At 69.8% G+C, this 25,783-nt stretch carries 20 protein-coding genes and 1 riboswitch; of the genes, 8 read left to right on the top strand and 12 right to left on the bottom strand.

The window, feature by feature from the left end:
• Window positions 1-130: 130 nt before the first annotated feature.
• Window positions 131-1,126 (bottom strand): KpsF/GutQ family sugar-phosphate isomerase, encoded by a 996-nt coding sequence (locus FZN60_RS08085; protein WP_158872936.1) that lies wholly within the window; start codon window positions 1,124-1,126, stop codon window positions 131-133.
• Window positions 1,127-1,235: 109 nt separating this feature from the next.
• Window positions 1,236-2,048, bottom strand: a complete 813-nt coding sequence (gene cysQ / locus FZN60_RS08080) for a 3'(2'),5'-bisphosphate nucleotidase CysQ (protein WP_158872934.1) — start codon at window positions 2,046-2,048, stop codon at window positions 1,236-1,238.
• A 123-nt stretch (window positions 2,049-2,171) separates the two neighbouring features.
• Between cysQ and FZN60_RS08075 the strand changes: the two genes are divergently transcribed.
• A complete protein-coding gene (locus FZN60_RS08075; RefSeq protein ID WP_246726647.1) occupies window positions 2,172-3,347 on the top strand; it encodes a glycosyltransferase family 4 protein in 1,176 nt (391 codons plus the stop codon).
• Here FZN60_RS08075 and FZN60_RS08070 read toward each other — a convergent pair whose 3' ends face one another.
• The 6 genes from FZN60_RS08070 to thiB all read right to left on the bottom strand — a co-directional run bounded on the left by FZN60_RS08070 (window position 3,348) and on the right by thiB (window position 11,976).
• Window positions 3,348-4,676 carry an NAD(P)/FAD-dependent oxidoreductase gene (locus tag FZN60_RS08070; RefSeq protein WP_158872932.1) on the bottom strand — a complete coding sequence of 443 codons (1,329 nt, stop codon included), beginning with the start codon at window positions 4,674-4,676 and terminating at the stop codon, window positions 3,348-3,350.
• 10 nt (window positions 4,677-4,686) lie between these two features.
• Window positions 4,687-6,603: a potassium transporter Kup gene (locus FZN60_RS08065; protein WP_158872930.1), complete on the bottom strand. Its 1,917-nt coding sequence runs from the start codon at window positions 6,601-6,603 to the stop codon at window positions 4,687-4,689.
• 298 nt (window positions 6,604-6,901) lie between these two features.
• The gene (locus tag FZN60_RS08060; RefSeq protein ID WP_158872928.1) at window positions 6,902-8,452 is read right to left on the bottom strand and encodes a M48 family metalloprotease; all 1,551 of its coding nucleotides are present in this window, start codon (window positions 8,450-8,452) and stop codon (window positions 6,902-6,904) included.
• A gap of 151 nt (window positions 8,453-8,603) precedes the next feature.
• Window positions 8,604-9,344 (bottom strand): thiamine ABC transporter ATP-binding protein, encoded by a 741-nt coding sequence (locus FZN60_RS08055; protein ID WP_158872926.1) that lies wholly within the window; start codon window positions 9,342-9,344, stop codon window positions 8,604-8,606.
• Window positions 9,341-10,993, bottom strand: a complete 1,653-nt coding sequence (locus tag FZN60_RS08050) for an ABC transporter permease subunit (protein ID WP_158872924.1) — start codon at window positions 10,991-10,993, stop codon at window positions 9,341-9,343. The genes FZN60_RS08055 and FZN60_RS08050 overlap by 4 nt, the downstream gene beginning before the upstream one ends.
• Window positions 10,969-11,976: a thiamine ABC transporter substrate binding subunit gene (thiB, locus tag FZN60_RS08045; RefSeq protein ID WP_422570311.1), complete on the bottom strand. Its 1,008-nt coding sequence runs from the start codon at window positions 11,974-11,976 to the stop codon at window positions 10,969-10,971. Before thiB ends, FZN60_RS08050 begins: the two co-directional genes overlap by 25 nt.
• A 72-nt stretch (window positions 11,977-12,048) precedes the next feature.
• Window positions 12,049-12,159: riboswitch (TPP riboswitch) on the bottom strand.
• 205 nt (window positions 12,160-12,364) lie between these two features.
• Between thiB and FZN60_RS08040 the strand changes: the two genes are divergently transcribed.
• A complete protein-coding gene (locus FZN60_RS08040) occupies window positions 12,365-13,975 on the top strand; it encodes a methyl-accepting chemotaxis protein (protein ID WP_199266515.1) in 1,611 nt (536 codons plus the stop codon).
• Here FZN60_RS08040 and FZN60_RS08035 read toward each other — a convergent pair.
• The 4 genes from FZN60_RS08035 to FZN60_RS08020 form a co-directional block, all read right to left on the bottom strand.
• Entirely contained in the window at window positions 13,952-14,509 is a 558-nt protein-coding gene (locus tag FZN60_RS08035) for a metallophosphoesterase family protein (RefSeq protein ID WP_158872920.1), read from the bottom strand. The genes FZN60_RS08040 and FZN60_RS08035 overlap by 24 nt on opposite strands.
• A 113-nt stretch (window positions 14,510-14,622) precedes the next feature.
• Window positions 14,623-15,681, bottom strand: a complete 1,059-nt coding sequence (locus FZN60_RS08030; protein WP_246726646.1) for a TerC/Alx family metal homeostasis membrane protein — start codon at window positions 15,679-15,681, stop codon at window positions 14,623-14,625.
• Between the two features lie 371 nt (window positions 15,682-16,052).
• On the bottom strand, window positions 16,053-17,351 hold the full coding sequence (gene rhaI / locus FZN60_RS08025; protein WP_158872918.1) for an L-rhamnose catabolism isomerase: 1,299 nt from the start codon (window positions 17,349-17,351) through the stop codon (window positions 16,053-16,055).
• 97 nt (window positions 17,352-17,448) lie between these two features.
• Window positions 17,449-19,551: a bifunctional rhamnulose-1-phosphate aldolase/short-chain dehydrogenase gene (locus tag FZN60_RS08020; protein WP_158872916.1), complete on the bottom strand. Its 2,103-nt coding sequence runs from the start codon at window positions 19,549-19,551 to the stop codon at window positions 17,449-17,451.
• 216 nt (window positions 19,552-19,767) lie between these two features.
• Here FZN60_RS08020 and FZN60_RS08015 point away from each other — a divergent pair, with 216 nt between their 5' ends.
• The 6 genes from FZN60_RS08015 to FZN60_RS07990 all read left to right on the top strand — a co-directional run bounded on the left by FZN60_RS08015 (window position 19,768) and on the right by FZN60_RS07990 (window position 25,781).
• Window positions 19,768-20,580, top strand: coding sequence for a DeoR/GlpR family DNA-binding transcription regulator (locus FZN60_RS08015; RefSeq protein ID WP_158872914.1), 813 nt, complete (start codon window positions 19,768-19,770; stop codon window positions 20,578-20,580).
• 69 nt (window positions 20,581-20,649) lie between these two features.
• The gene (gene rhaS, locus FZN60_RS08010; RefSeq protein ID WP_158872912.1) at window positions 20,650-21,651 is read left to right on the top strand and encodes a rhamnose ABC transporter substrate-binding protein; all 1,002 of its coding nucleotides are present in this window, start codon (window positions 20,650-20,652) and stop codon (window positions 21,649-21,651) included.
• A gap of 242 nt (window positions 21,652-21,893) precedes the next feature.
• Window positions 21,894-23,399, top strand: a complete 1,506-nt coding sequence (locus FZN60_RS08005) for a sugar ABC transporter ATP-binding protein (protein ID WP_158872910.1) — start codon at window positions 21,894-21,896, stop codon at window positions 23,397-23,399.
• 5 nt (window positions 23,400-23,404) lie between these two features.
• Complete coding sequence (locus FZN60_RS08000; protein ID WP_158873032.1) at window positions 23,405-24,406, top strand: ABC transporter permease; 1,002 nt, start codon at window positions 23,405-23,407, stop codon at window positions 24,404-24,406.
• On the top strand, window positions 24,403-25,458 hold the full coding sequence (locus tag FZN60_RS07995; protein ID WP_158872908.1) for an ABC transporter permease: 1,056 nt from the start codon (window positions 24,403-24,405) through the stop codon (window positions 25,456-25,458). Before FZN60_RS08000 ends, FZN60_RS07995 begins: the two co-directional genes overlap by 4 nt.
• Window positions 25,455-25,781 carry an L-rhamnose mutarotase gene (locus FZN60_RS07990; protein ID WP_158872906.1) on the top strand — a complete coding sequence of 109 codons (327 nt, stop codon included), beginning with the start codon at window positions 25,455-25,457 and terminating at the stop codon, window positions 25,779-25,781. Before FZN60_RS07995 ends, FZN60_RS07990 begins: the two co-directional genes overlap by 4 nt.
• Window positions 25,782-25,783 lie beyond the last annotated feature (2 nt).

Below are 25,783 nucleotides of genomic sequence, written 5' to 3'. Positions count from 1 at the left end.
GTGACAGTCGCGTGTCGATGTCTCACCTTGGGGAAGATGGGTGCCGAGCGAGGGGCGCGGGACGAGTTTTTCACAAGCCTCGACACGACTTCGCGCCCGGCGTGCGACCTCTGCACGCCGGGCGCGCTTTTCAGGAGATGCCGGCGGCGAGCAGCGTGTGCATGGTCAGCATGCCGACGAGGCGGCGATTCTCAACCACGGCGAGCGCGTTGACCTTGTGCCGGCTCATCAGGGCGAGCGCGGCGCTGCCGAGCATGTCGGGCGGGCAGGTCACGGGACCGGGCGTCATGATCTCGCCGGCGGTCTTGACCATGAGGTCGCTTCCCATGTGCCGGCGCAGGTCGCCGTCGGTGATGATGCCGAGAACCGCCTCCGCACCGTCGACCACGATCGCCGAGCCGACGCTGTGGCTGGTCATGGCGAGGATCACGGTGCGCATGTCCTGGTCGGGCGTCACCGCCGCGATGTGCCCCGGCCGGCGCATCAGGTCGCCGACGGATCTCAGCGAAGAGCCGAGCTTGCCGCCGGGATGGAAGCGGTGGAAGTTGGCGGGCGTGAAGTCGCGCTGGCGCAGGAGCGCGACCGCGATGACGTCGCCGAGCGCCAGCTGGAGCAGCGTCGAGGTGGTGGGCGCGAGGCCGTGCGGGCAGGCCTCGGCGGCCTTGGGCAGGATCAGCGGCACGTCGGCCGCCTTGCCGAGGGTCGAATCGGCCCGGCTCGTCACCGCGATCAGGGGAACGCCGTAGCGCTTGGCATAGCTGATGACGTCGCCGAGCTCGCGCGATTCGCCCGACCAGGACAGCGCCAGGACGACGTCGTCCTTGGTCACCATGCCCAGATCCCCGTGGCTCGCCTCGGCCGGGTGCAGGAAGAAGCTCGGCGTGCCGGTCGAGGTCAGCGTCGCAGCGATCTTGCGCCCGACATGACCGCTCTTGCCCATGCCCGAGACGATGAGGCGCCCCTTGGAGGCGATCACCAGCTCGACCACCCGCTCCAGCGCCGGCCCGAGCTCGCCGCCCAGCGCGGCCTGGAGGCTCTGAAGGCCCGCCATCTCCACGGACAGGGTGTCGATCGCCGACGCGATCGTGGCGCTCGTCGGCTGGGCTGCGATGCCGGCCTTGGACATGAAACACTTCCGTCTGCTTGTCGCCGATGCCGGCGCGGTGGCCGGATCGGCGCGAAAGATCAGCCGCTACGCCGCAAAGGCGGCGGATTCTCGGCATGGGGGCGGTTCGTCAGCCGGCCTCGAAAAGGCGTGCGACGAGCGCCGGATCGCCGTAGGCCAGGAAGTCGGGATTGGCGAAGTCGATCGCGTCCGCCCGCCCCCGTTTGCCGTAGCCGAGGGGCGAGCCGTCGAGGCGCAACACGCCGCCGCCGGCCGCCACGAGGATCGCCTCGCCCGCGGCCGTGTCCCATTCCATCGTCCGGCCGAAGCGCGGGTAGAGATCGGCCGCCCCTTCCGCGACGAGGCCGTATTTCAGCGAGGAGCCGCGTTGGACGAAGCGCTCGACAGGCAGGCGCGCGGCGAAGGCCGAGGCGGCCTCGACGCCGTGCGAGCGGCTGGCGGCGACGACGAGGGCGGACGGCGCCCGCCGCGTCGCGATCGGCTCGGGCGCGCCGGCGACGCCGTCGGCATCGACCGCGGCGCGAAACGCCCCCTTGCCCAGCCGCCCGGCATAAAGCAGGCCGAGGGCGGGCGCGAGGATCACCCCGGCGACCGGCACCCCGTTTTCCACGAGGCCGATATTGACGGTGAACTCGCCGCTGCGCTGGCAGAACTCGCGGGTGCCGTCGAGCGGGTCGAGGAGGATGAAGCGCTCCGCGTGATCGGGCACGCGCCCCTCCGACGCGGCCTCCTCGGCCACCACCGGCACGCCCGGCGCGATCCGGGCGAGAGCCGCGACGACGACGCGCTCGCTGGCATGGTCGGCCTCCGTGACGGGCGTGTCGTCGGCCTTGCGCCGCGTCTCGAAGCCGCCGGCATAGACCCGCATGACCTCGCGCCCGCCGAGCAGCGCCGCGTCCACGAGATCCGAAAGATCGATCATGCGCCCGCCAGCCTCCCCGCGCACCACGTGCTCCATCCATCGCAGCATCCGCGACGATGCGCAAAGGGTGCGCTCGGCCGCGGCGTTCTTTGCCCCGCGGTCGGGGCTGGGCTAGAGGCTGGCATGGACATGACGCCGCCACCCCAACCAACGCCGCAGAACCGCGCTCGCACGCCGCGCAAGCTCGCCTTCGTGGCCACGGAGGACTGGTTCTTCGCTTCGCATTTCCTGCCGATGGCCCGCGCTGCCGTCGCGGACGGCTTCGAGGTGGTGGTGATCGCGCGGCGCAGCGCCGCCGCCGCGGCGATCGAGGCGCTCGGCGCGCGGGTCGTCGACCTGCCGGCCGAGCGGCGGGCGGTCGGGCCGCTCGCGCTGGGAAGCGCGGTGCGCCGGCTCGCCGCGATCCTCAGGGCCGAGCAGCCGGACATCGTCCACTGCATCGCGATCAAGAGCATCGTCACGGGCGGTCTCGCCGCGCGCCTCGCAGGCATCGAGCGGCGCATCTTCGCGCTGACGGGCCTCGGCTTCCTCGGCGCGGCGAACGATCCGGCGCGGCGCGCGGCGCGCGGCGTCCTGCGCCGGCTGGTGCGGGGCCCGCTGGAATCGCGCGCCACGCGCTACCTCCTCGAAAACCCTGATGACGCGGCCTTCCTGGGCCTCGCGGCCGGCGACCCGCGCACCGTCCTCGTCGGCGGCGCCGGCGTCGATCCGGCGCTGTTCGATCCCGAGGCTTGGCTAGAGGCGCCGCCCCTGCGCGTCGCGATCGTGTCGCGGCTCCTTTGGACGAAGGGCATCGACGTCGCCGTCGAGGCGCTGCGCATCGCGCGCGGCCGGGGCGCGGCGGTGACGCTGTCGCTGTTCGGCGAGGCCGACCCGGCCAACCCGAAAAGCGTGTCGGCGCAGGCTCTCGCCGAGTGGCGGGAGGTCGAGGGGCTGACGATCCACGGGCGAACGAGCGACGTGCCCGCCGTCTGGCGCGAGCATCACGTCTGCTGCCTGCCGTCCCGCGGCGGCGAGGGCCTGCCGCGCAGCCTTCTCGAAGGTGCCGCGGCGGGGCGCGCCATGCTGACGACGGCAGTGCCGGGCTGCGGCGCCTTCGTGCGCGACGGGCTCGACGGCTTCGTGGTGCCGCCGGGCGACGCGCAGGCGCTGGCGGAGGCGATGATCCGCCTCGCCGCCGATCCGGCGCGCGCCCGCGCGATGGGCGCCTCGGCGCGGGCGCGGGTGCTCGCGGGCTATACGGAAGCGGATGTCGGCCGGGCCTACGCGGCGCTGCTGCGCGATCTCGCGGCCGCTTGATCAGAAGCCGGCGTCGATGAGCGTCGGCGTCCCGTCCCGGAAGCGCCCGAAGCGGAAGGGCGCGGGGTCCACCACGGGATCGTCGCCCGCGACGAGGTCGGCCATCAGCCGGCCGGCGCCCGGACCGATGCCGAAGCCGTGGCCGGAGAACCCCGTCGCGACGAAGAAGCCGGGCAGCGCGTCGATGCCGGAGATCACCGGCACGGCGTCGGGCGTGACGTCGATGAGGCCGCCCCAACGCGAATGCTCGCGGGCCTGCGCGAAGGCGGCGTTCGAGGCGCGGAAGGCGTCGAAGGCTTGGCGCAGCAGCTTGCCGTCCGGCTCGGGGTCGAGCACGCGCTCGCGCTCGAAGGGCGTTTCCTCGTCGGCCGACCAACGTCGCACCGTGCGCCATTCCTCGAGGAAGCGCTTCGACACGCGCAGCTTCAGACCCTTGCGCTCGGAGCGCAGCGCCGGAAGGAAGGCGGAGAACAGGCGGAAGCTGTCCGGCACGACGTCGACGGTGGAACGGCCGCCATGGGCGACGTTGTAGCCGCCGTCGGCGCGGCGGCGAAAGGCGTAGTGGTCGCCCGCGGCCGACTGGTCCGGCCCGTTCGCGATCGGATGGGTGCGGATCACCGAGCCCAGCACCTTGAGCTGCGGCAGGTCGATGCCGGCATTGCCGCAGAAGAGCCGCGACCAGGCGCCGCCCGCCAGAACGACCGCGTTCGCCGCGATGCGCCCGCGCTCGGTGACGACGCCGGAGACGCGCCCGGCCTGCATGTCGAGCGCGCGCACGGCGCAGTTTGTCAGGAGCGTGCCGCCCTCGGCCGCGAAGGCGCGGGCGATCGCGGGGCTCGCGCGCGACGGCTCGGCCCGCCCGTCGCTCGCCGTCCAGAGCGCGCCGGCGACCGCGCCGCGAAATCCCGGCATGAGCTGGCGCACCTCGGCGGGGGCGATCAGGCGCGAGCCGATCTGGTGCCGCTCCGACTGCTCCAGCCAGGGCGCGTAAGCCTCCATCTCGGCCTTGGTCCGGCAGAGATAGAGGATGCCGCAATTGCGGAAGCCGACGTCCTCGCCGACGAGGCCGTCCATGCGCTTCCAGATGCGCAGGGACTCCTGGATCAGCGGGATCTCGCGGTGATCGCGGCCCATGGCGCGGCACCAGCCCCAGTTCCGGCTGGACTGCTCGCCCCCGACCCGGCCCTTCTCGATCAGCGCGACGGAGAGGCCCTTGCGGCGCAGAAACAGCGCCGTCGAGGTGCCGGCGATGCCCGCGCCGATCACCGCGACGTCGACGCGGGGCGGAAGCTCGCTTGCGCCCGGGGCGGGATCGACGTCGGGCGACATGGGGTTCCCCTTACAGGTTCACGCGGGTGCCGAGTTCGACGACGCGGTTCGCCGGGATCTGGAAGTAGTCGATCGCGTCGTAGGAGTGGCGGGCCATCTTGATGAAGAGCGCGCGCTGCCAGCGCGGCATCAGGTGGCTGCGGCCGGGCTTGATCGAGCGGCGGCCGACGAAGAAGGTCGTCGACATGATGTCGAACTTGATGCCCTCGCGCACGTGGATGAGAGCCTTCAGGATGTTCGGCTCCTCGAGGAAGCCGTAGCGCAGCTCCAGCGTCCAGAAGTTGTCGTCGAGGCGCGTCAGGTTCACCCGCTCGCTCTCCATCACGTAGGGCGCCGCCACCGTGCGCACGGTGAGGATGACGTTGCTCTCGTGAAGGACGCGGTTGTGCTTGAGGTTGTGGCGCAGCGCGTCCGGCACGAGCTCGGGCGTCGAGGTGAGGAACATCGCCGTGCCCGGCACGCGGGTGATCGAGGAGGAGCGCGCGACGATCCGGGCGAAGTCCGCCATGGACTCGCTGCCCTCCGTCGCGCGGCGTGTGGCGAGGCGCGTGCCGCGGATCCAGACGGCCATCAGCGTCATCACCACGCCGGCGATGAGGAGCGGCAGGTAGCCGCCGTCGAAGAGCTTCAGGAGGTTGGCCGTGAGGAAGGCCGCGTCGATCATCAGGAAGGGCGCGACGACGAGAACCGCGAGCGCCAGCCCCCAGTGCCAGCAGTAGGCGAAGACCACGATCGCCATGAGGCTGGTGACGATCATCGTGCCGGTGACGGCGATGCCGTAGGCCGAGGCGAGCGCCGAGGAGGAGCCGAAGGACAGGATCAGGAGGACGACGCCGAACATCATCAGCCAGTTGATCGTCGGCAGGTAGATCTGGCCCTGCTCCTTCTCGGAGGTGTGCTCGATCTCGAGCCGCGGCAGGAGGCCGAGCTGGATCGCCTGCTGGGTCAGGGAGAAGGCGCCGGTGATCACCGCCTGGCCCGCGATGATGGTCGCGGCGGTCGCGAGGAGGACGAGCGGCAGGCGCCCCCATTCGGGCGCCGACAGGAAGAAGAGGTTCTCGAGGACGGAGGTGTCGGAGAGCGCCAGCGCGCCCTGGCCGAGATAGTTGAGGATCAGCGAGGGGCCGACGATGAAGAGCCAGGCGAGGCGGATCGGCTTCTTGCCGAAATGGCCGAGATCGGCGTAGAGCGCCTCCGCGCCCGTGACGGCCAGGAACACCGAGCCGAGCACGGTGAAGCCGACGATGCCGTGGCTCGTCATGAACCAGAGAGCGTTCAAGGGGTTGAGGGCTTCCAGGATCGCCGGGTTCTGGCTGAGATGCCAGACGCCGATCACTGCGAGCGTGAGGAACCACGTCGTCATGATCGGGCCGAAGAAGCCCGCGACCTTGCCCGTTCCGAAGGACTGGACGGCGTAGAGGCCGATGATCAGGGCGACGGCGATCGGCACGACATAGGCGTCGAGGCCCGGCGTCGTGACCTTGAGGCCTTCGACGGCCGACAAAACGGACACGGCGGGGGTCAGGATGGCGTCGCCGTAGAAGAGGGCGGCGCCGAGGGTGCCGAGAAACAGGATGACCGCGCTCGGACGCGTGAAGGCGCGCTGGGCGAGCGCCATCAGCGCCAGCGCCCCGCCCTCGCCGTGATTGTCGGCGCGCAGGACCAGAACGACGTATTTCAGCGTCACGACGATGATCAGCGACCAGACGAGCAACGACACGATGCCGACGATCTCCGCCGACGTCGGCGCGTGCCCGACATGGAGCAGCGACTCCTTCATGGCGTAGAGCGGGCTCGTCCCGATATCGCCGTAGACGATACCGACGCTGCCCAGCATCAGGCCGAAGAGGTCGCGGCGCCCGCCGTGAGGCGAGTGGCTGTCGAGCCGGGACATGGCCGCCGAGGCCGGAGCGGTCTCGAACGTCATGATGCGGCCGCCCCGCGCGACGGGCCGGCGGAACGCGCATCGATCGCGTCAGGCGTCATGTTCAAAGGGTCGGGTTCGCTTTGGCGTGTGGCGAGGCGATCCGGATGATCCGGACCGTCGCGGCGCGACCGGGCGTCAGGGTGGAATCCACAGGACAGTCGCGCTTTTCATCAACGATGAGGTTGCGGCGCATTATAGCCCGCCATATGGCGAGTCAACGCGGCAAAAGCTCGTGACTACAAATGCATGGCTGCTGCGCGTTTCCCGCAACAATCGAGCGGGGCCTTCCGGGCAGGCCCTACTCCGCGACGATCTTGTAGCGCTCGCCGGCCCGCACGGGACGGCTGGCATCGACGTCGTTGAGGAGGCGGAACATCTCGACCTTGCGGTCGAAGCCGATCATGCGGGCAGCGAGCGTCTGCTCGGTGTCGCCCGCACCGGCGGTGACGACCCGGATGCGCAGGGGCTTCAAGGCCGCCTTGTCCGCCGCGCTGAGGATGCGGAAGGAACTCGCGACGCCCTCCGCGACGCCCGCGAGCCGCGCCTCGCCGCTCGCCGGCATGGCGGTGAGGAAGCGGTAGACCTGGCCGCCGACGCGGATCACGGTGACGTCGAAGGCGTATTCGCCGCCGCGCGCCCGCGCCGAAACGGCCTCCAGGCCGGCGATGCGGGTCTGGCGGATGGAGGCCCGGTCGAGCCCGCCGATCCAGCCGCTCGACACGTAGGTGGAGAGGCTGGTGGACGCCGGCAGGGCGACGCCGTCGAAGCGGATCGCCGTGTCGCCCGGCCCCGTCGCCAGCACCGCCTCGGCGGTGTTGTCGATCATGAAGCCGTCCGGCACGGTGAAGGCGATGCCAAGGCCCGGATGGAAGAACTGCCGGCCGCGCACGTAGCCCTCGGCGGCCGAATCGCCGAACAGCATGCCGTCGATGCCGTCGAGGAGGCGCCCGCGATCGACGCGCCCCGCCCCTTGCGAGGCGAATTCCTGCGCGTGGCGCCGGGCGAGCTCGATGCGCTGCGGGGCGGCGGGGTGCGAGGCGAGGAAGTCGAGGTTCGGATTGGTCGCCTGGAAGGCGTTGCGGAAGCTCGAATAGGAGTCCATCGCCATCAGGAAGCGGGCGGCGGCGGCGGGGTCGTAGCCGGCGCGCGCGACGTGGCGGATGCCGATCGCGTCGGCCTGGAGCTCCTGGTTGCGCGAGAAGGAGGCAAGGCTCAGGCGGTTGCGCGCCACCGCCGCGCGCCCCTCGGCGTCGCTCGACAGGACTTCGGTGACGACGCGGCTGGCCAGCTCCGCCGCCTGCTCGCGCTGCTGGCGCTCGATGCCGTGATTGGCGGCGACATGCGCCATCTCGTGGGCGATCACCGCCGCGACTTCGGCCGAATCGTTGGCGAGCGCGAGAAGGCCGCGGGTGATGTAGAGGTAGCCGCCCGGCAGCGCGAAGGCGTTGACGTTGGGCGAGTTGAGGACGGTGATCCGGTAGGCGCGGTTCGGATCGTCGGACACGGAGGCGAGCGGTCCGACGATGGCCGCCAGCGCCTGCTCGAGCTTCGGATCGGAATAGGCGCCGCCATAGGCGGCGAGGATTTTCGGGTGCTGCGAGCGCCCGATCACCGATTGCGGGTCTCCCGCCTGGATGTTCTCGAAGGTGACGGGCTGGCGGGTGGGTCCCGGCATGTAGCCGGTCTTCTGGACGTCGCCGCCGGCGAAGTCGTCGAGCCCGGCCTCGAACGTGGTGCAGGAGGCGAGAAGCGTCAGGCCCGCGCCGCAGGCAAGCGCGCGCGTGGCGCGCCACAGGGCGCGCCGACGGACCGTCTGCGAGTGTCCGCCCGCGCGCGGAAAGGATGCCATGCCCGATCGATTCCCGTTTCGTTCGAACGTCCAGCCAGTCGAAACCACGTCTTGATGCAGCCCGTCCAGTGTAAAACCCGCCAACCGACGGACAACCGCTTCCCCGTCGAGCGGTGGGGGAGGATTATGGACGGATTTCGTTGGAAATGCGTCACGTTTCGCCGCGACCGGGTCCGAGATAGCGATCGAGACGCGCATCGTTGCGCTGCGACAACAGGGTGTGCGCCGGCCCTTCCAGCGCGACGCGCCCGTTCTCGACGAAGGCGATGCGATCCGCGTGGGCCACGGCGTCCTCGGGATGGTGCGTCACCATGAGGATGGTGCGGGGCGTGCCCTCGCCCGAACCCGATACGCGCAGGTCGGCGAGGAGCGCCAGCATCTCGGCCCGCAGAGCCGGCCCGAGGGCGGCGAAGGGCTCGTCGAGGGCGAGGATCGGGCGGCGGCTGAGAAAGGCCCGGGCGAGCGCGACGCGCCCGCGCTCGCCGCCCGACAGTTCGTGCGGGCGCCGGCCGGCCTTGTCGGCCAGGCCGACCCGCTCCAGCATGTCCGCGACCTCGGCGCGTTCCGCGGCGGACAGGCGCAGCCGGGGTGTCAGGCCGAGCGCAGCGTTGCGGAAGGCGTCGAGGCCGGGAAACAGGTTGTTCTCCTGGAACACCATGGCGAGCGGCCGGTCGGCCGGCGCGATCCCGGCCATGTCCGCGCCGAACATCGCGACGCGGCCGGCGTCGAGGTCCGAGAAGCCCGCGGCCATGTCGAGGAGCGTCGACTTGCCCGCCCCGCTCGGCCCGATGATGCCGAGCCAGGTGCCGGCCGCCACCGAAAGGTCGAACACGGCCTCGAAGCCGTCGAGGCGCCGCGTCGCGCCCTCGAAGCGGATCGCCTCGCCGCTCATGCCAGGGGCCTTCGGACGCTCGGCGCCGCGCCGCGCTCGGCGAGAAGCATGAGGGCGAGGCAGACGACGCCGAGAAGCAAGGCGAGCCCCTCGCCGTCGGTGGAGCGGTAGCTGCCGAGGCGCTGGTAGAGGAGGAAGGGCAAGGTCTGGAAATCCGGGCTGCCGAAGAGGGCGATGGCGCCGAGGTCGCCGAGCGACAAGGCGAAGGCGAAGGCGAAGGCGAGCGTCAGAGGGCGGCGCGCGGCCGGCCAGTCGACGAGGCGCCAGCGCGCGAGGCCGAAGAGGCCGAGCGAGCGGGCGAGCCGGTCCTGCCCCGCATGGGCGGCGGCGAGGGCGGGCCCGACGATGCGGGTGACGAAGGGAACGGACATGGCCGCGTTGGTCGCGACGACGACGTAAGGGGCGGCGGCGTAGACGTCCGTCACCTGCCGCAGGACGAGGAACCAGCCGGCGCCGACCACCACCGGGGGCACGACGAGAACGAGGCTCGGGCCGATCTCGAACGCCGAGCCCGGCCGCTCGCGCCCGGCGGCAAGAAGCGCGAGCGAGAGAAGAACGGCGAGGCTCGCCGCGCACAGGCCGACAACAAGGCTCGTCAGCGTGGCGCGGTGAACCGCAGGATTGGCGAGAAGCGGTCCAAGATCGGAGCCGAGGCCGCCCAGAAGAATCGCGGCGAAGGGGGCGCCGACGAAGAGGAGGCCGAGGAAAAGAACCGCGGTGTCCGCGGCGGAGGCCAGCCGGCTCGGCCGGTCGTAGCGGCGGGGCGCGGCGCCGAGCGTGAAACCGCCGGCCTCGCGCCCGGGCAAGCGCGACAGGGCGAGAAGCACGAGCGCCGTCAGCGAAACCTGGACGAGGCAGAGCGCGACGGCGTTCCCGGCCGCGAAATCGAGCGACAGCGCCTTATAGATCGCAACCTGCAGCGTCGAGGCCGCCGGCCCGCCGCCGAGAACAAGAACGAGGGTGAAGCTCGTCGCGCAGAGCATGAAGACGAGGCCGAAGGCGCCGGGCAGAACGGCGCGAAGCGCCGGCGCCTCGACGATCCGAAAGGTGGCGAGCCGGCCGAGACCGAGTTGGCCGGCGAGCTTCCAGCGCTCGGCCGGCACACCGTCGAGCGCGCCGACCACCATGCGCGCGACGAGCGGCAGGTTGAAGAAGGCGTGGGCGAGAAGGATGCCGGCGAGTCCGTAGACGTTGATCCGGGCCAAGCCGAGCGCTGCGAGGGCGTCGGAGACGAGGCCGTTGAAGCCCCAGACCGCGACGATGCCGAGCGCGCCGACGAGAACCGGCAGGACCTGCGGCAGGAGAAGCAGGCGCAGAACGAGCGCCCTGCCCGCAAAGCGCGTCCGGTGAAGCGCGAGGCCGAGCGGCACGCCGCCCGCGACCGACAGGAGCGCCGAGAGGCCCGCCTGCAGGAGCGTGAAGCCGGTGACGGCGCGCAGATACGGATCGGCGAGGACGGCGAGGGGGTCCGGCACCGCATCCGAGGTGAGGAGCAGCACGAGGAACGCGCCGCCGAGAAGACCAGCCAGAAGGAGGCTCGCGGCGAGCCCGAGGCCGAGCCGGACGTGCCGGTCGCGCGCCTCGGCCCCGCCGGCCGCGCCTCGTCGCACGGTGCCCGCCGGGCTCAGCGCCCGATCGCCGCCAGCCATTCGGCGGTCCAGGCTTCGCGGTTGGCCGCCACCGTTTCGGGATCGATGGCAAGCGGCTTCTCGACCTTCGGCAGGGCGGCGAAGGCCTCCGGCAGCGGCGCGGCGTCCGCGATCACGGGATAGGCCCAGTTCGTCGTCGGGATGACGTTCTGGAACTCGGGCGTCAGGATGAAGGCGAGGAAGCGCGCCGCCAGTTCCGGGTTCTTCGAGCCCGTCAGGCGGCCGGCGACCTCGACCTGGACGTACTGGCCTTCTGCGAAGGCCGCGGCCTTGTAGCGGTCCGTTCCCTCCTCGATGACGTGGTAGGCCTCCGACGTCGTGTAGGACAGGACGAGCGGCACCTCGCCCTTGGTGAAGAGGTTGTAGCTCTCGCTCCAGCCGGGCGTGACGGTGAGGATGCGGTTCGAGAGCTGCTTCCACTTGGCCGCGGCCTCGTCGCCGTAGACGGCCTTCATCCACAGCATGAGGCCGAGGCCCGGCGTCGAGGAGCGCGGGTCCTGGATCGCGATCTTCTGCGACGGGTCGCCGTTGACGAGGTCGTCGAAGCTCGTCGGCACCGCCGCGCCGCTTTGGGTGTCCACCATCACCGCGAGGTAGCTGTAGTCGAAGGGCACGAAGGTATCGTCGCGGAAATTCCCGGGCACGACGGTCTTCGAGACGTCGACGCCGCTCGGCGCGAACAGGCCGCTCGCCTTCATCTCCGGCACCATGTCGGTGGTCATGCCGAGCGCGAGGTCGGCCGGCGAGGTCGCGCCCTCCAGCCTCAGGCGGTTGAGGATGGCGACGCCATCGGCGAGCCCCACGAAGTTGAGGTCGCAGGCGCAGGTTTCCTCGAAGGCCGCCTCGATCTTCGGCCCCGGCCCCCATTCGGCGGCGAAGCTGTCATAGGTGTAGACGGTGAGAACCGGCTTCTCCTGCGCCGCGGCCGGGGCGGCGAGGCCGAACACGGCCGCGAGAAGCGGCAGGAGGGGTGAACGGGACATGCGCATGGGATAGGCGCCTTTTCTTCTCGGTTGATCGAAAAGACGGCGCGATGCGCGAGGACCGACAGGCATCCCGCGAAAGCTCTCCATCCCTCCGCCGGTGCGAGCCGGATCAGGTTCGTCGGGTTTGCCGGTGCGACCGGCCTCTCAGCCCCTTGGCGAAGGGCACCCCGTGTGAGCGGGACGCAACCTAGAGGCCGAGGCTCCCCCGCGCAAGAGCGTGCGAGCCGAACATGCAGGAGGCGGACGCCAGCACGATCGAGGCGAGAAGCATCGCTTGCCTGATTGTCTACCGAGCCGGCATTCTGCTCAATCTTTGTTCATCAGCACACGCCAAGATGGTCGCGTCGGGTGGACAGTCGCGGTCCCGACGAGGGGAACCACGACCATGAAGATCTCGCATTCCCTCGGCGTCTTCGGCGTCGTCGTCGCTTCGGGCGTCGCCGTAGCCGTCGGCACCCAGGGGCTCGCCTTCGAGAAGCTGCGGGTGAACGGGCCGGCCTACGGCGCGATCATCGCCGGAAAGGACGCGATCGCCGATGCCGCGCCGCCGCCGCTCTACCTCGTGGAAGCCTATGCGACGATGCTGGAGACGCTTGCCGAGCCGAGCGACTCCGCGGGCAACCTAGACAAGCTCGCGACGCTGAAGCGCGGCTACGACGAGCGCCTCGACCATTGGCGGCGCTCCGACCTGCCGGCCGACCTGATGAACGCGCTGGAGACCGGCATCGCGTCGACCGGGGACGCCTTCTGGTCGGATCTCGACGACGAGATGGCGCCGCGCTGGCGGACCGGCGACGCCGCGGGCGCCGCAGCCGCTCTGCCCGCGCTCCGGGCGCGGTTCCGCGCGCATGACGAGGCCGTCCGCGACTTCGTCGCGCGCGCCGGCGCCTATCTGGAGAGCCGGGAGGCCACGGCCGCGGCGCAGACGCGGCTCTACACCACCCTTTGCATCGCCGCCGCCTTCGGCGCCCTGGCGATCCTCGCGCTCGGCCTGGCTTGGTTCCATCGCCGCGCGGTGCGGCCTCTGGGCGCCTCGGCTCGGCAGATGGAACGGCTCGCCGAGGGCGACTTCCGGGAGGCGGTGGGCGGCCTTGGCCGGCGCGACGAGATCGGCGAGCTCGCCCGCGCCATGGAGCGGATGCGCCGGACGATCTCGGACACGCTCGGCATCATCACCGCCTCGTCGGAGCAGGTGTCGGGCGGGGCCGGACAGGCCTCCGCGACGACCGCACAGCTCTCCTCCGGCGCGAGCGAGCAGGCGGCGGCCTCCGAGCAGGCGAGCGCCGCCATGGAGGAGATGACCGCCAACATCCGCCAGAACGCCGACAACGCCGCCCAGACCGAAACCATCGCGCAGGCCGCCAGCAACGGCGCCCGCCGGTCCGGCGAGGCGGTTGGCCAGGCCGTGGAAGCGATGCGTGCCATCGCCGAGAAGATCGCGGTGGTGCAGGAGATCGCCCGCCAGACCGATCTCCTCGCCCTCAACGCGGCGATCGAGGCGGCGCGCGCCGGTTCCTACGGCAAGGGCTTTGCCGTCGTCGCCTTGGAGGTGAGGAAGCTCGCCGAGCGCTCGCAGGCCGCGGCGGCCGAGATCGGCGAGCTGTCGACCTCGACGCTGAGGGCGTCGGAAGAGGCCGGGGGCACGCTGACGGCGCTGCTGCCGGACATCGCCCGGACGGCGGATCTGATCTCCGAGATCTCGGCGGCCTGCCGCGAGCAGACGATCGGCATCGAGCAGATCAACCAGGCCATCCAGCAGCTCGATCAGGTCACGCAGCAGAACGCCGGGGCTGCCGGCGAAATGTCCGCGACGTCCGAGCAACTGGCCGCCGAGGCCGGCCGCCTCAGCGCGCAGGCCGCAGCCTTCCGCCTGGCAGAGAGCGCGGAGTCCCCGGTGCGTCCGGTGCCGGTCTGGGCACAGGCGGTCTCGCCCGCCCCGACGCCGACGGCCAAGAGGCGACCCGCGGCGGCCTTACGTCTGCGACGCAGCGCCTGAAGCGCGTCCGCGGGCGACGCCCTTGTTGGGGGCCGCCCGCCCCCGGCGCGAAACGAGGATCTCGGCCAGCGTCACGGGTTTGAAGCCCTGCGCGTCGACGCCGACGTCGTACTGGCGCGGCTGGGGCGTGAGCTTGCCGTGGGAATGGCCGTGGAGGTCGAGCGAGCCCTTGCCCATCGCGTTCCAGGTGCGGAAGGCGTAGTGGCACAGGATCAGGCGGCGCCCGTCCAGGTCGATCTCGCGATAGGCCGAGACGCTCCGCCAGCCGGACAGCGCCAGGGTCGCCTCGTCGTCGTTGTTGCCGCTGATCAGGTGCTTCTCGCCGGCGAGGCGATCGAGGATCGCGGCCTTTGCCGCGGGCGTTCCCCGCGCGAAGTCGCCGAGGTGGAACACGGTGTCGGCCGGGGAAACGACGGCGTTCCAGTTGGCGATCAACCCTGCATCGTGCTCGGGCAGGCTCGCGAAGGGTCGCTTGTCGATCCGCAGGATGCGCGGATCGTCGAAATGGGTGTCGGCGGTGAAGAAGACGGCCATGCGAGGCGAAGAAAGCGCCCGGCGGTCATCCGGCAACGGCCAGGCACCCGTCGAAACGAAGAAAAGCCGGCTCGCGCCGGCTTTTCCAGGGTTTCGATCGTGGCGATCGGGGATCAAACGCCCTTGCGGGCGTCCGATCGGCTCTTGAGAAGGCTCGCCACCGTCGTGATCACGAGGATCGAGACGATCACCAGGAGCGACTGCTCGATCTCGATGTGCATCCAGCCCGGCACCTCGACCGGCTGGCCGTCGTTGATGAAGGGCAGCGTGTTCGCCTCGACGGCGTGGACGATCAGCTTCAGGCCGATGAAGGCGAGGATGAGCGACAGGCCGATGCCGAGATAAACCAGGCGATCAAGAAGGCCGCCGATCAGGAAGTAGAGCTGGAGAAGGCCCAGCAGCGCGAAGGCATTGGCCGTGAACACGATATAGGGCGCGTCGGTCAGGCCGTAGATCGCGGGGATCGAGTCCAGCGCGAACAGGAGATCGGTCATGCCGAGCGCCAGGATCACGATGAACATCGGGGTGAAGTAGCGCTTGCCGTTCTCGATCACCGTCAGCGCGTTGCCGCGGAAGTCGGGCACCGTAGGCAGGTGGCGCTGGAAGTACTTCACGATGGCGTTCGGCTCGTACTCCTCGTCGGTCGACTTCTGGTGCTTCATGCTCTCGACGATGAGCTTCCAGGCCGTCCAGAGGAGGAAGAGGCCGAAGATGTAGAACACCCAGGAGAAGCGCTCGATGGCCGCGGCGCCCGCCGCGATGAAGATGCCGCGCATGATCAGCGCGATCACGATGCCGATGAGCAGCGCCTTCTGCTGGTAGGCGCGCGGCACCGCGAAGCTCTTCATGATGATCACGAAGACGAAGAGATTGTCGACGGAGAGCGACTTCTCGGTGATGAAGCCGGCGAAGTACTCGATGCCGTGCTCGCGATCCCAGAAGTGCCAGACGCCCCAGCCGAAAAGGAGAGCGAGCGCCACGTAGAAGGTCGACCAGAGGGCCGATTCCTTGAAGGTAGGCTCGTGCGGCTTGCGCACGTGGGTGAAGAAGTCGAAGATGAACAGCGCCGCGATCGCGCCCACCGTCGCCAGCCAGACCCAGGTCGGCACTACGTCCGGCGATATGCCGGTGATGGCCGTGCTGGCCGCTGCTTCCGAAACCGGCTGTTCCAACGTCTATGCCTCCTGGCGGTCTCTCCGCCGCGTGTTGCAGCAAAAGGACCCGCGCGAGGCTCGCTCGCCGGATCCACGATCGTCGCGCGACCTTGCGTGGCACCCGGAGCGGCAGACGAAGCTCCGCGCCCGGCGCCCACGGCGCGCCGGGCTTAGATACGATCGGTTTTTTCGAGCGCAATGATAAGGTGAAGCTTTTTTCGCGGGAAAGTCTTTGCGAAGGCGGGCGCCCCTGACGCAATTACGTCATACAAAAGCTGAAAAGTGTTTATTTCTCAATAACTAATCGATTAGGACAGAATAGATTGCGGCGAGCGGAAAGGCTCCGAAAGCCTGCTCCGCCGGCCTCGCCCTCAGCGTGCATCGACCCGTCAGACGATGCCGCCGCCACCGCTCTTGGAGGCCGGGCGCTCGGCTGCGACGCCCGCGCGGTAGCCGCTCGCGCGATAGGCGGCGACGGGGTCGATGGCGCCGCCCGCCCGGCGCCGTGCCTCGGCGAGGATCGGCTCGACGTCGAGGCGGAAGGCGCTCTTCAGCGTCTCCGAGGCCATCATCGCGTCGTTCGCCTCCTGGAAGGCGGCGAGGCCCGCGCGATCGACGAGGAGCGCCTGCGCATAGGCGCGGCGGATCTCGTTCGCGGAGCGGATCAGGCTCTCGATCGGGTCGGTCACGTTGTGCGACTGGTCGATCATGTAGGCCGGCGACAGGCGATCGAGCGTCGATCCCGCGCCGACCAGCTCGTTGAAGACCAGGAACAGGCGGAAGGGATCGATGGAGCCGGAATCGAGATCGTCGTCGCCGTACTTCGAATCGTTGAAGTGAAAGCCGCCGAGCTTGCCCGCCCGGATCAGGCGCGTGACGATCTGCTCGATGTTGACGTTGGGCGCGTGGTGGCCGAGGTCGACGAGGCAGAAGGCCTGGGAGCCCAGCTCCTGCGCCGTCATGAGGCTCGTGCCCCAGTCCTGGACGACGGTCGAGTAGAAGGCCGGCTCGTACATCTTGTGCTCGGAGAAGATGCGCCAGTCCGCCGGGAGCCGGGCGGCGATCGCCTTCATCGAGTCGAGATAGCGGTCGAAGGCGCGGCCGAGGTCCGACTGGCCGGGAAAGTTCGAGCCGTCGCCGATCCAGACCGTCAGCGCCTTGGAGCCGATGGCCTGGCCGATCTCGATCGTCTCGACATTGTGGGCGATCGCCTGCTCGCGCACGGCCGGGTCGGTGTGGGAGAGCGAGCCGTACTTGTAGGAGAGCGGCTGGTTCGGATCGTCGGGATGGTCCTGGAAGGTGTTGGAGTTCATCGCGTCGAAGGTGATGCCGAGCGAGGCGGCCTTCTCCTTCAGGGCGGCCGGGTCCGCCTTGTCCCAGGGGATGTGCAGCGAGACGGCGGGCGTCGCGCGCGTCAGCTGGTGGATGACGGCGCAGTCGTCGAGCTTCTCGAAGATGCCGCGCGGCTCGCCGCCCCCGGGAAAGCGGGCGAAGCGCGTGCCGCCGGTGCCGACGCCCCAGGAGGGCACGGCGACGGCGAAGTCGACGACCTTGGCGGTGACGGCCTCCACGTCGACGCCGCGGCGCGCGAGCTTCTCGCCGAGCGCCGCGTAGTCGGCCTCGTGATCGGCGCGGGCTTGGGCGTTTGCGGTCTCGACGATGTCGGCCGCGATCGGCAGATCGGTCATGATGGGTCCTCCCTCGGCATGTCAGATGGGGGCGCTTCCCCTCTCCCGTGGGCGGGAGAAAGGGACAGCGGATCGGCCGCACTCGAGAAGCGAAGCCTCAGCGCGTGAAGCTCTGGGCGTTGCCGGCGTCGACGTTGAGGATGTTGCCGGTGGATTTGGCCGACAGGTCCGAGGCGAGGAAGTAGACGCCCTCCGCGATGTCTTCGGGATAGACCGAGCGCTTGAGGAGCGAGCGGTTGCGGTAGTGCTCCTCCAGCTGGTCGACTTCGAGCCTGGAGGAGGCGGCGCGCTGCTCGCGCCATTCGCCGGACCAGATCTTCGAGCCGCGCAGGACCGCGTCGGGGTTCACGACGTTGACGCGGATGCCGGCCTCCGCGCCTTCCAGCGCCAGGCAGCGGGCGAGGTGGATCTCGGCGGCCTTGGCGGCGCAGTAGGCGGAGGCGCCGGGCGAGGCGGCGAGGCCGTTCTTGGAAGCGATGAAGACGACGTTGCCGCCGAGCTTCTGGCGGCGGAACAGGCGGAAGGCTTCGCGCGAGACGAGGAAGTAGCCGGTGCCGAGGATCGAGATGTTGCGGTTCCAGACCGACAGCTCGGTCGTCTCGATCGGCGCGGCCGAGGCGATGCCGGCATTGGAGACGAGGATGTCGAGCCCGCCATATTCGGCGAAGGCGTCGGCGAAGCCGGCCGCGACCGCCGCCTCGTCGGTGACGTCGAAGCGGACGGTGCGGACCTGGTCGGAACCGTAGCGCTTGGCGAAGTCGGCCCGCGCCTCCTCCAGCGCGCCGGCGTCGATGTCGGCGAGGACGACGCAGGCGCCCTCCCCCATCAGCCGCTCGGCCGTGGCGCGGCCGATGCCGCCTGCCCCGCCCGTCACCAGCGCGACGCGCCCGGCAAGGCTCTTGGGCTTCGGCATGCGCTGAAGCTTCGCCTCCTCCAGGAGCCAGTACTCGATGTCGAAGGCCTCCTGCTCGGGCAGGCCCTGATAGGTGTCGACGCCGGACGCGCCGCGCATCACGTTGATCGCGTTGACGTAGAACTCCGAGGCGATGCGCGCCGTCGCCTTGTCCTTGGCGAAGGCGATCATGCCGATGCCGGCCACGAGGTAGATCACCGCGTTGGGATCGCGGATCGCCGGAGAGTCCGCGTGGCGGCAACGCTCGTAATAGGCGGCGTAGCCGGCGCGATAGTCCTCGATCGCCTGGGGCAGCGCGGCGACGAGCCCGTCGAGATCGCCGGTGGCGGGATCAAAGGGCAGGACTAGCGGGCGGATCTTGGTGCGCAGGAAGTGGTCGGGGCAGGACGTGCCGAGCGCCGCCAGGGGCTCGAAGTCGCGCGAGCCGACGAAGTCGAGGACGGCCGGCGAATCGTCGAAGTGGCCGACCTTCTTCTCGTCCCCGCCGATGAAGCCGCGGATGGCGGGCATGAGCTTGGCCGCCGCCGCGCGGCGCGCCTGCGGGTCGGCGGCTCGCACGACGAGCCCGCCGAAGGCAGGCTTGCCGGAGAGTTCCCCTTCGAACCACTCGATCGCGCGGTTGATGATGCGGAGCGTCGTCTCGTAGCACTCCCTGGCGGTGGGACCCCAAGTGAAGAGCCCGTGGCTCTCCAGGACGACGCCCTTGGCATTCGGGTTCTCCCGCGCGAAGCGTGAGAGATCCAGGCCGAGCTGGAAGCCGGGGCGGCGCCAGGGGAGCCAGCCGATCTCCTCGCCGTAGATGCGGCGCGTCAGCTCGCGGCTGTTCTTCGTCGCGGCGATGGCGATCACCGCGTCGGGGTGCATGTGATCGACGTGGGCGTAAGGCAGGTAGGCGTGGAGAGGCGTGTCGATGGAGGCGGCGCGCGGGTTGAGGTTGAAGGTGCAATGGGGGAGATAGCCCACCATCGCGTCCTCCATTTCCACGCCCTTGTAGATGCCGCGAAGCGCTTCGAGCTTGTCCTGGTAGAGCGTCGAGAAGCCGTCGAGCTTCATCGTGCCGACGTCTCCCCCTGAGCCCTTCACCCAGAGCACCGTCACCGGCTCGCCGGTCAGCGGGTCGGCCATCTCGACCTTGGCCGAGGTGTTGCCGCCGCCGTAATTGGTGATGCGCTTGTCGGAACCGAGAAGGTTCGAGCGGTAGAGGAGCCGCCCCGGCTCGTCCATGGCGGCCGCCTTGGCGTCGTCCCACAGGTTGGCGAGGCGGTTCTTAGGCGTCGAGTCCGACATGGGGCAGCTCCTCCCGAATCGATCGGGCGCGCTTCTCCCGGCTCAAACCGCGGCGCCCTCGTCCATCCGCCAACCTCTCCGCCCAATCCGCGCACAAGTCAACAATTTCGATCACGATCGATCATTGTGCGATGCAACATGATTATTTCTGCTCGATGTTGATTGACAATCATCGGGAAAGCGGATGATTTCGTCGTCGGGGAGGACGCAGCTTCGATGCACGAGCGCGAGCGCCATCGGATCATTCTGGGAGCGGTCGGCAACCGGTCGATCGCGACCGTTTCCGAGCTGTCGGAGCTGACCGGCGCCTCGGAGGCGACGATCCGGCGCGACATCGCCGAGCTGGCGCTGCAGAAGAAGCTGCGCCGGGTGCGCGGCGGCGCCGAGCCCTTGAACCCCTCGCCCTACGGCCAGATCGCCGGCCGGCCCTTCCGCGTCGCGGAAGGACTGAACCAGCGCGAGAAGCGGGCCATCGCGCGCGCCGCGGCGGAGCTGTGCCGCGACGGCGACGCGATCATCCTCAACGGCGGCACCACGACCTTCCAGATGGTCCATTTCCTCGGCGGCCGTCAGGTCCAGGTGATGACCAACTCCTTCGGCATCGCCGAGCACCTGGTGAAGCATTCCAAGTGCACGGTGCTCCTGCCGGCGGGCGCGGTCTATCGCGACCAGAGCCTGATCCTCAGCCCCTTCGAGGCCGACGGCATCAAGCATTTCGGCGCGCGGCTGATGTTCATGGGCGCGCAGGCCGTGTCGCACCTCGGCGTCGCCGAGAGCGAGCCGCTGATCGTCCAGAGCGAGCAGCGCCTGATGCGCCAGGCCGAGGAGCTGGTGGTGCTGGTGGATTCCACCAAGTTCGCCGCCCGCTCGGCCATGATCGTCGCGCCCCTGGAGACGGTCTCGACGATCGTCACCGACGAGAACATCCCCGACGCGGCCGCCGCGATGATCGAGGCGGCGGGCGTTCGCCTGATCGTCGCCCGCGCGAGCGGGACGGATGCGGTGCCCCGCGAGGTCGGCGCCGCCTGACGAGATCCGGCCGCGGGGCTTGCCGCGGCCGCCGATGACCCATCGCATGCAACCCGGGAGGAGAAACGCATGTCCCTGATAAAGACCCTGGCGCTCAGCGCCGCCTTCGCCGTCGCGCTGATGGGCGGCGCGGCGTCCGCGCAGGAGCCGACGCGCATCGCGCTCGTCGTCAAGTCGCTCGGCAACGGCTTCTTCGACGCCGCCAACAAGGGCGCCGAGGAAGCCGCCAAGGAGCTCGGCAACACCGAGATCATCTATACCGGCCCGACGACGACCACCGCCGAAGGCCAGATCGAGGTCCTGAACTCGCTCGTCTCGCAGCGCGTCGACGCCATCGCCGTTTCGGCCAACGACCCCGACGCCCTCGCGCCCGTCCTCAAGCGCGCCATGGATCGCGGGATCAAGGTGATCTCCTGGGATTCGGGCGTCGCGCCCGAGGGGCGCATCATGCACCTCAACCCCTCCTCCAACGCGCTGATCGGCGAGACCTGCCTGAAGCTCGCCGCCGCAGCCCTCCCCGAGGGCAAGGGCGACGTCGCGATCCTTTCGGCTACTGCCACCTCGACCAACCAGAACGTCTGGATCGAGGAGATGAAGAAGGCGCTCCCGAACTATCCCGGCATCAACATCGTCACCACCGTCTACGGCGACGACCTGTCGGACAAGAGCTACCGCGAAGCGACCGCTCTCCTCCAGGCCCATCCCGAGGTGAAGGTCATCATCGCCCCGACCTCGGTCGGCATCGTCGCGGCCGCCCAGGCCGTCGCGGATGCCGGCAAGACCGGCCAGGTCTTCGTCACCGGCCTCGGCCTCCCTTCCGAGATGGCCGGCGCGATCAAGGCGGGAACATCGAAGTCCTTCGCCATCTGGAACCCGATCGATCTCGGCTATTCCGCCGCCATGCTCGCCCATGACCTCGTCGAGGGCGACATCACCAAGGTCGAGCCGGGGCAGAAGCTGAAGGCCGGCCGCATGGGCGAGATCACGGTCGGCGAAGGCGCCGAGGCCGCCATGTCCGAGCCCTTCACCTACGACGCCTCGAACATCGACGAGTTCTCGAAGATCTTCTGAGAACGACCGGAAAGGGAGCGGCGGAGACACCGCTCCCTTCTCCCGTATCGGAAGAAGGTGCCGGCAGGCGGATGAGGGTCTCCCGGCCGCCGCGCTTCCGATGGACTGGGCGCGCCTGCCGCGCACCCTGGAAAAACCCTCCCCCGCCCCTTCGGGGCACCCTCTCCCGTGCGCGGGAGAGGGGAGGCGCCTCCTTTCTGAAAAGGAGGTGGCTTCGAACTCACCACCCCGGATCCCACGCCATGCTCCCCGCCCCCATCCTCGACATGCGCGGCATCACCAAGGTCTTTCCGGGCGTCCGCGCGCTGTCGGAGGTCGACCTCCAGCTCCGCCCCGGCCGCGTCACCGCGCTGATCGGCGAGAACGGGGCGGGCAAGTCGACGCTGGTGAAGACCATGACCGGCCTCTACCGCCCCGACGGCGGCGAGATCCGGGTCGACGGGGCCCCCGTGCGCTTCGCGAGCGCGGGCGACGCGGAAGCGCTCGGCATCACCGCCATTCACCAGGAGACCGTGCTCTTCGACGAGCTCTCCGTCGCCGAGAACATCTGGCTCGGTCACATGCCGCGCACCCGCCTCGGCCTCGTCGACTGGCCCGCCGCCCGCGCCAGGGCCGCCGCGATCCTCCATTCCCTCGACGCGCCCTTCGGGCCGCGCACGCGCCTCAAGGACCTGTCGATCGGCCAGCGCCACCTCGTCGCGGTCGCTCGGGCGCTTTCGATCAACGCCCGCGTCCTCGTCATGGACGAGCCGACCGCCGCGCTCTCCCAGAAGGAGGCGGAGGAGCTCTTCACCGTGGTCGAGCGCCTCAAGGCCAAGGGCACCGCCATCCTCTTCATCTCGCACAAGTTCGAGGAGGTCTTCCGCGTCGCCGACGACTACGCCGTCTTCCGCGACGGCCGCTCGGTCGGCGCGGGCGTCCTGAAGGAGACCTCCGAGCGCGAGATCGTCCGCCTGATGGTCGGCCGCCCCGTGGACGAAGTCTTCCCCAAGACGCAGACGACCCCCGGCGAGACGGTGATGACCGTCGAGGACTACGCCCATCCGACCGAGTTCGACGGCATCTCCTTCACCCTGCGCCGCGGCGAGATCCTCGGGCTCTACGGGTTGGTCGGCGCCGGCCGCTCGGAGCTGAGCCAAGCGCTCTTCGGCGCGACGAAGCCCTCGCGCGGGCGCCTGACGATCGAGGGGCGCGAGGTGCGACCGCGCTCGCCGGACGAGGCGATCGCGGCGGGCCTCGTCTACGTGCCGGAAGAGCGCGGCCGCCACGGCACGATCCCGCCCATGTCGATCGTCGCCAACATCTCGCTGGCCTCGCTGAAGAAGACCAGCCGCGGCGTCTTTCTCGATTCGGCGCGCGAGTTCGCCCTCGCCCGCACCTATGCCGAGCGCCTGGACCTGCGCGCGGCGAGCCTCGACCAGCCGGTCGGGAACCTGTCCGGCGGCAACCAGCAGAAGGTCGTCATCGGCAAGTGGCTGGCGACGAACCCCAAGGTCATCATCCTCGACGAGCCGACCAAGGGCATCGACATCGGCTCGAAGGCCGCCGTCTACGCCTTCATCTCGGAGCTCGCCGCTCAGGGGCTCGCCGTCGTCATGGTCTCCTCCGAGCTGCCGGAGATCCTCGGCATGAGCGACCGCATCCTCGTCATGCGCGAGGGTCGGCAGGCCGGCCTCTTCGCGCGGAGCCAGGCGAGCCCCGAGACCCTCGTGCGCGCGGCGACCGGCAACCTGGAGATCGCGGCATGAGCGAGCTGAAATCCCTTCTGAAAGCCCGCGAGGTTCTGCTCCTTCTCGCCGGCGCCGCGCTCCTCGCCCTGATCTCGACGCGTGCGCCGAACTTCGTGTCCGGCGCCAACCTCGCGGGCGTCTTCACCGATACTTCGATCCTGATCATCCTGGCGATCGGCCAAGGCGCGGTGATCCTGACGCGCTCGATCGACCTGTCCGTCGCGGCGAACCTCGCGCTCTCCGGCATGGCCGCCGCGATGATCGATGCGAACTATCCCGACCTTCCCGTCATCGTGCCCATTCTCGCCGCCTGCGGCCTCGGCCTCGTTCTCGGCGCGATCAACGGCACGCTGGTGCGCGCGCTGGGGCTGCCGTCCATCGTCGTGACGCTCGGCACGCTCACCATCTATCGCGGCCTCGCCTTCGTCCTCTCGGGCGGCGCCTGGGTGAATTCCTTCCAGATGTCGCCGGACTTCCTCGCCTTGCCGCGCACGGTCGTCTTCGGCCTGCCGCTCCTCGCCTGGACCGCGATCCTCGTGATCCTCCTGGCGCTGCTGGGCTTCCGCTACACCGCAGCCGGGCGCGCGCTCTTCGCCGTCGGCGGCAACCCCGTGGCGGCGGTCTATGCCGGCATCGATCCGGGCAAGGCCATGTTCCGCGCCTTCTGCCTGTCGGGTCTCTTGTCCGGCCTTTGCGGCTATCTCTGGGTGTCGCGCTTCGCCGTCGCCTACGTGGACCTGGCGGCCGGCTTCGAGCTCGACGTCATCGCGGCCTGCGTCATCGGCGGCGTGTCGATCGCCGGCGGCATCGGCTCGGTGCCGGGCATCGTCCTCGGCGCTCTCTTCCTCGGGCTCATCAAGAACGCCCTGCCCGTTATCGGCATCTCGCCCTTCTGGCAGATGACTATTTCCGGCGCCGTCATCATCGCCGCCGTCACGCTGAACGCCCGCGCCGAGAAGAGCTGCGGCCGCGTGATCCTTCGGCGCATCGACGAGTCCGGCATCAGCAAGGGAGCGCCGGCATGACCAGCCTCGACACCGCAGTCGCCCTCGCCCCCGCAAATGCTGCGACCACCGCCTCCCCCCGCCGCATCCCGGACCGCGGCGGCTCGCGCCTGAAATCCCTCCTCGGCAGCTGGGAGTTCCTGCTCCTCCTCCTGTTCATCGCGATCTTCACCGCGAACTCCTTCGCCTCGCCCTACTTCCTCGACGTCTGGAACCTGTCCGACGCCACCTTCAACTTCACCGAAAAAGCCATCGTCGCGCTGGCGCTCACCTTCGTGATCCTGTCGGGCGAGATCGACATCTCGGTGGCCGGCATCATCGCGCTCGCCTCCACCGCCATGGGGGCGGTCGCGCTCGCCGGCCAGCCGGCGCCGGTGGTGGCGCTGACAGGCCTTGGCGTCGGCCTGGTCTGCGGCGCCTTCAACGGCTTTCTCGTCACCGTCCTCCAGTTGCCCTCGATCGTCGCGACGATCGGCACGATGAGCCTCTTCCGGGGCCTGGCCTACGGCTTCCTCGGCGACGGCGCCTATACGCAATATCCCGACGGCTTCGACACTTTCGGCCAGGGCTACGTCTGGGAGTGGCTGTCCTTCGAGTTCACCGCCTTCCTTCTCCTCGCCGTCCTCGCCGGGATCGTCCTTCACGCCACGACGATCGGGCGAAAGGTGCGTGCGGTCGGCTTCAATCCGGAGGCCGCGCGCTTCTCCGGCATCCGCGTGCGGCGGCTGAAGTTCTGGCTCTTCGTGGCGACCGGTCTCGCCGCGGGCCTCGCCTCCGTCATGCTGACGAGCCGCCTCGGCTCGACGCGCCCCTCGATCGCCGGGGGCTGGGAGCTGGAGATCGTCACCATGGTGGTGCTCGGCGGCGTCTCGATCAACGGCGGCGTCGGCTCCATTCCCGGCGTCGTCCTCGCGGCCTTTGTCATGGGCCTCGTCACCTTCGGCCTCGGCCTCCTGAACGTCCCCGGCATCATCATGTCGATCGTCACCGGCGCCATGCTGATCGCGGTGATCGCCCTGCCGGCGCTCGTCAAGCGCCTCTCCGCCGCCCGTGCCAAGGGAGCCCGCCGATGAGCGCGAGACTTGAGCAATACGCCTTCCGCATGCGGCTCCACCCCGGCCAGGCGGAGGAATACCGCCGCCGCCACGACGCGATCTTTCCCGAGCTGGTGGACCTCCTGCGCGAGGCTGGCGTCTCGGACTACTCGATCTTCCTCGATCCCGAGACGAACCACCTCTTCGGCGTCCTGCGCCGACCGGCGAGCCACGGCATGGCGGCCCTGCCCGACCATCCCGTCATGCAGCGCTGGTGGGCGATGATGGCCGACATCATGGACACGCACCCCTCGAACGAGCCGGTCGCCGTGCCGCTCGTGCCCATGTTCCACCTGGACTGATC

Origin of the sequence: Antarcticirhabdus aurantiaca, assembly GCF_009765365.1 — a bacterium.
In the GTDB taxonomy this organism is placed as follows: Bacteria; Pseudomonadota; Alphaproteobacteria; order Rhizobiales; family Rhizobiaceae; genus Antarcticirhabdus; species Antarcticirhabdus aurantiaca.
Note: the sequence above shows the minus strand (reverse complement) of the source record. Positions and strands in the feature narration are given on the sequence as shown.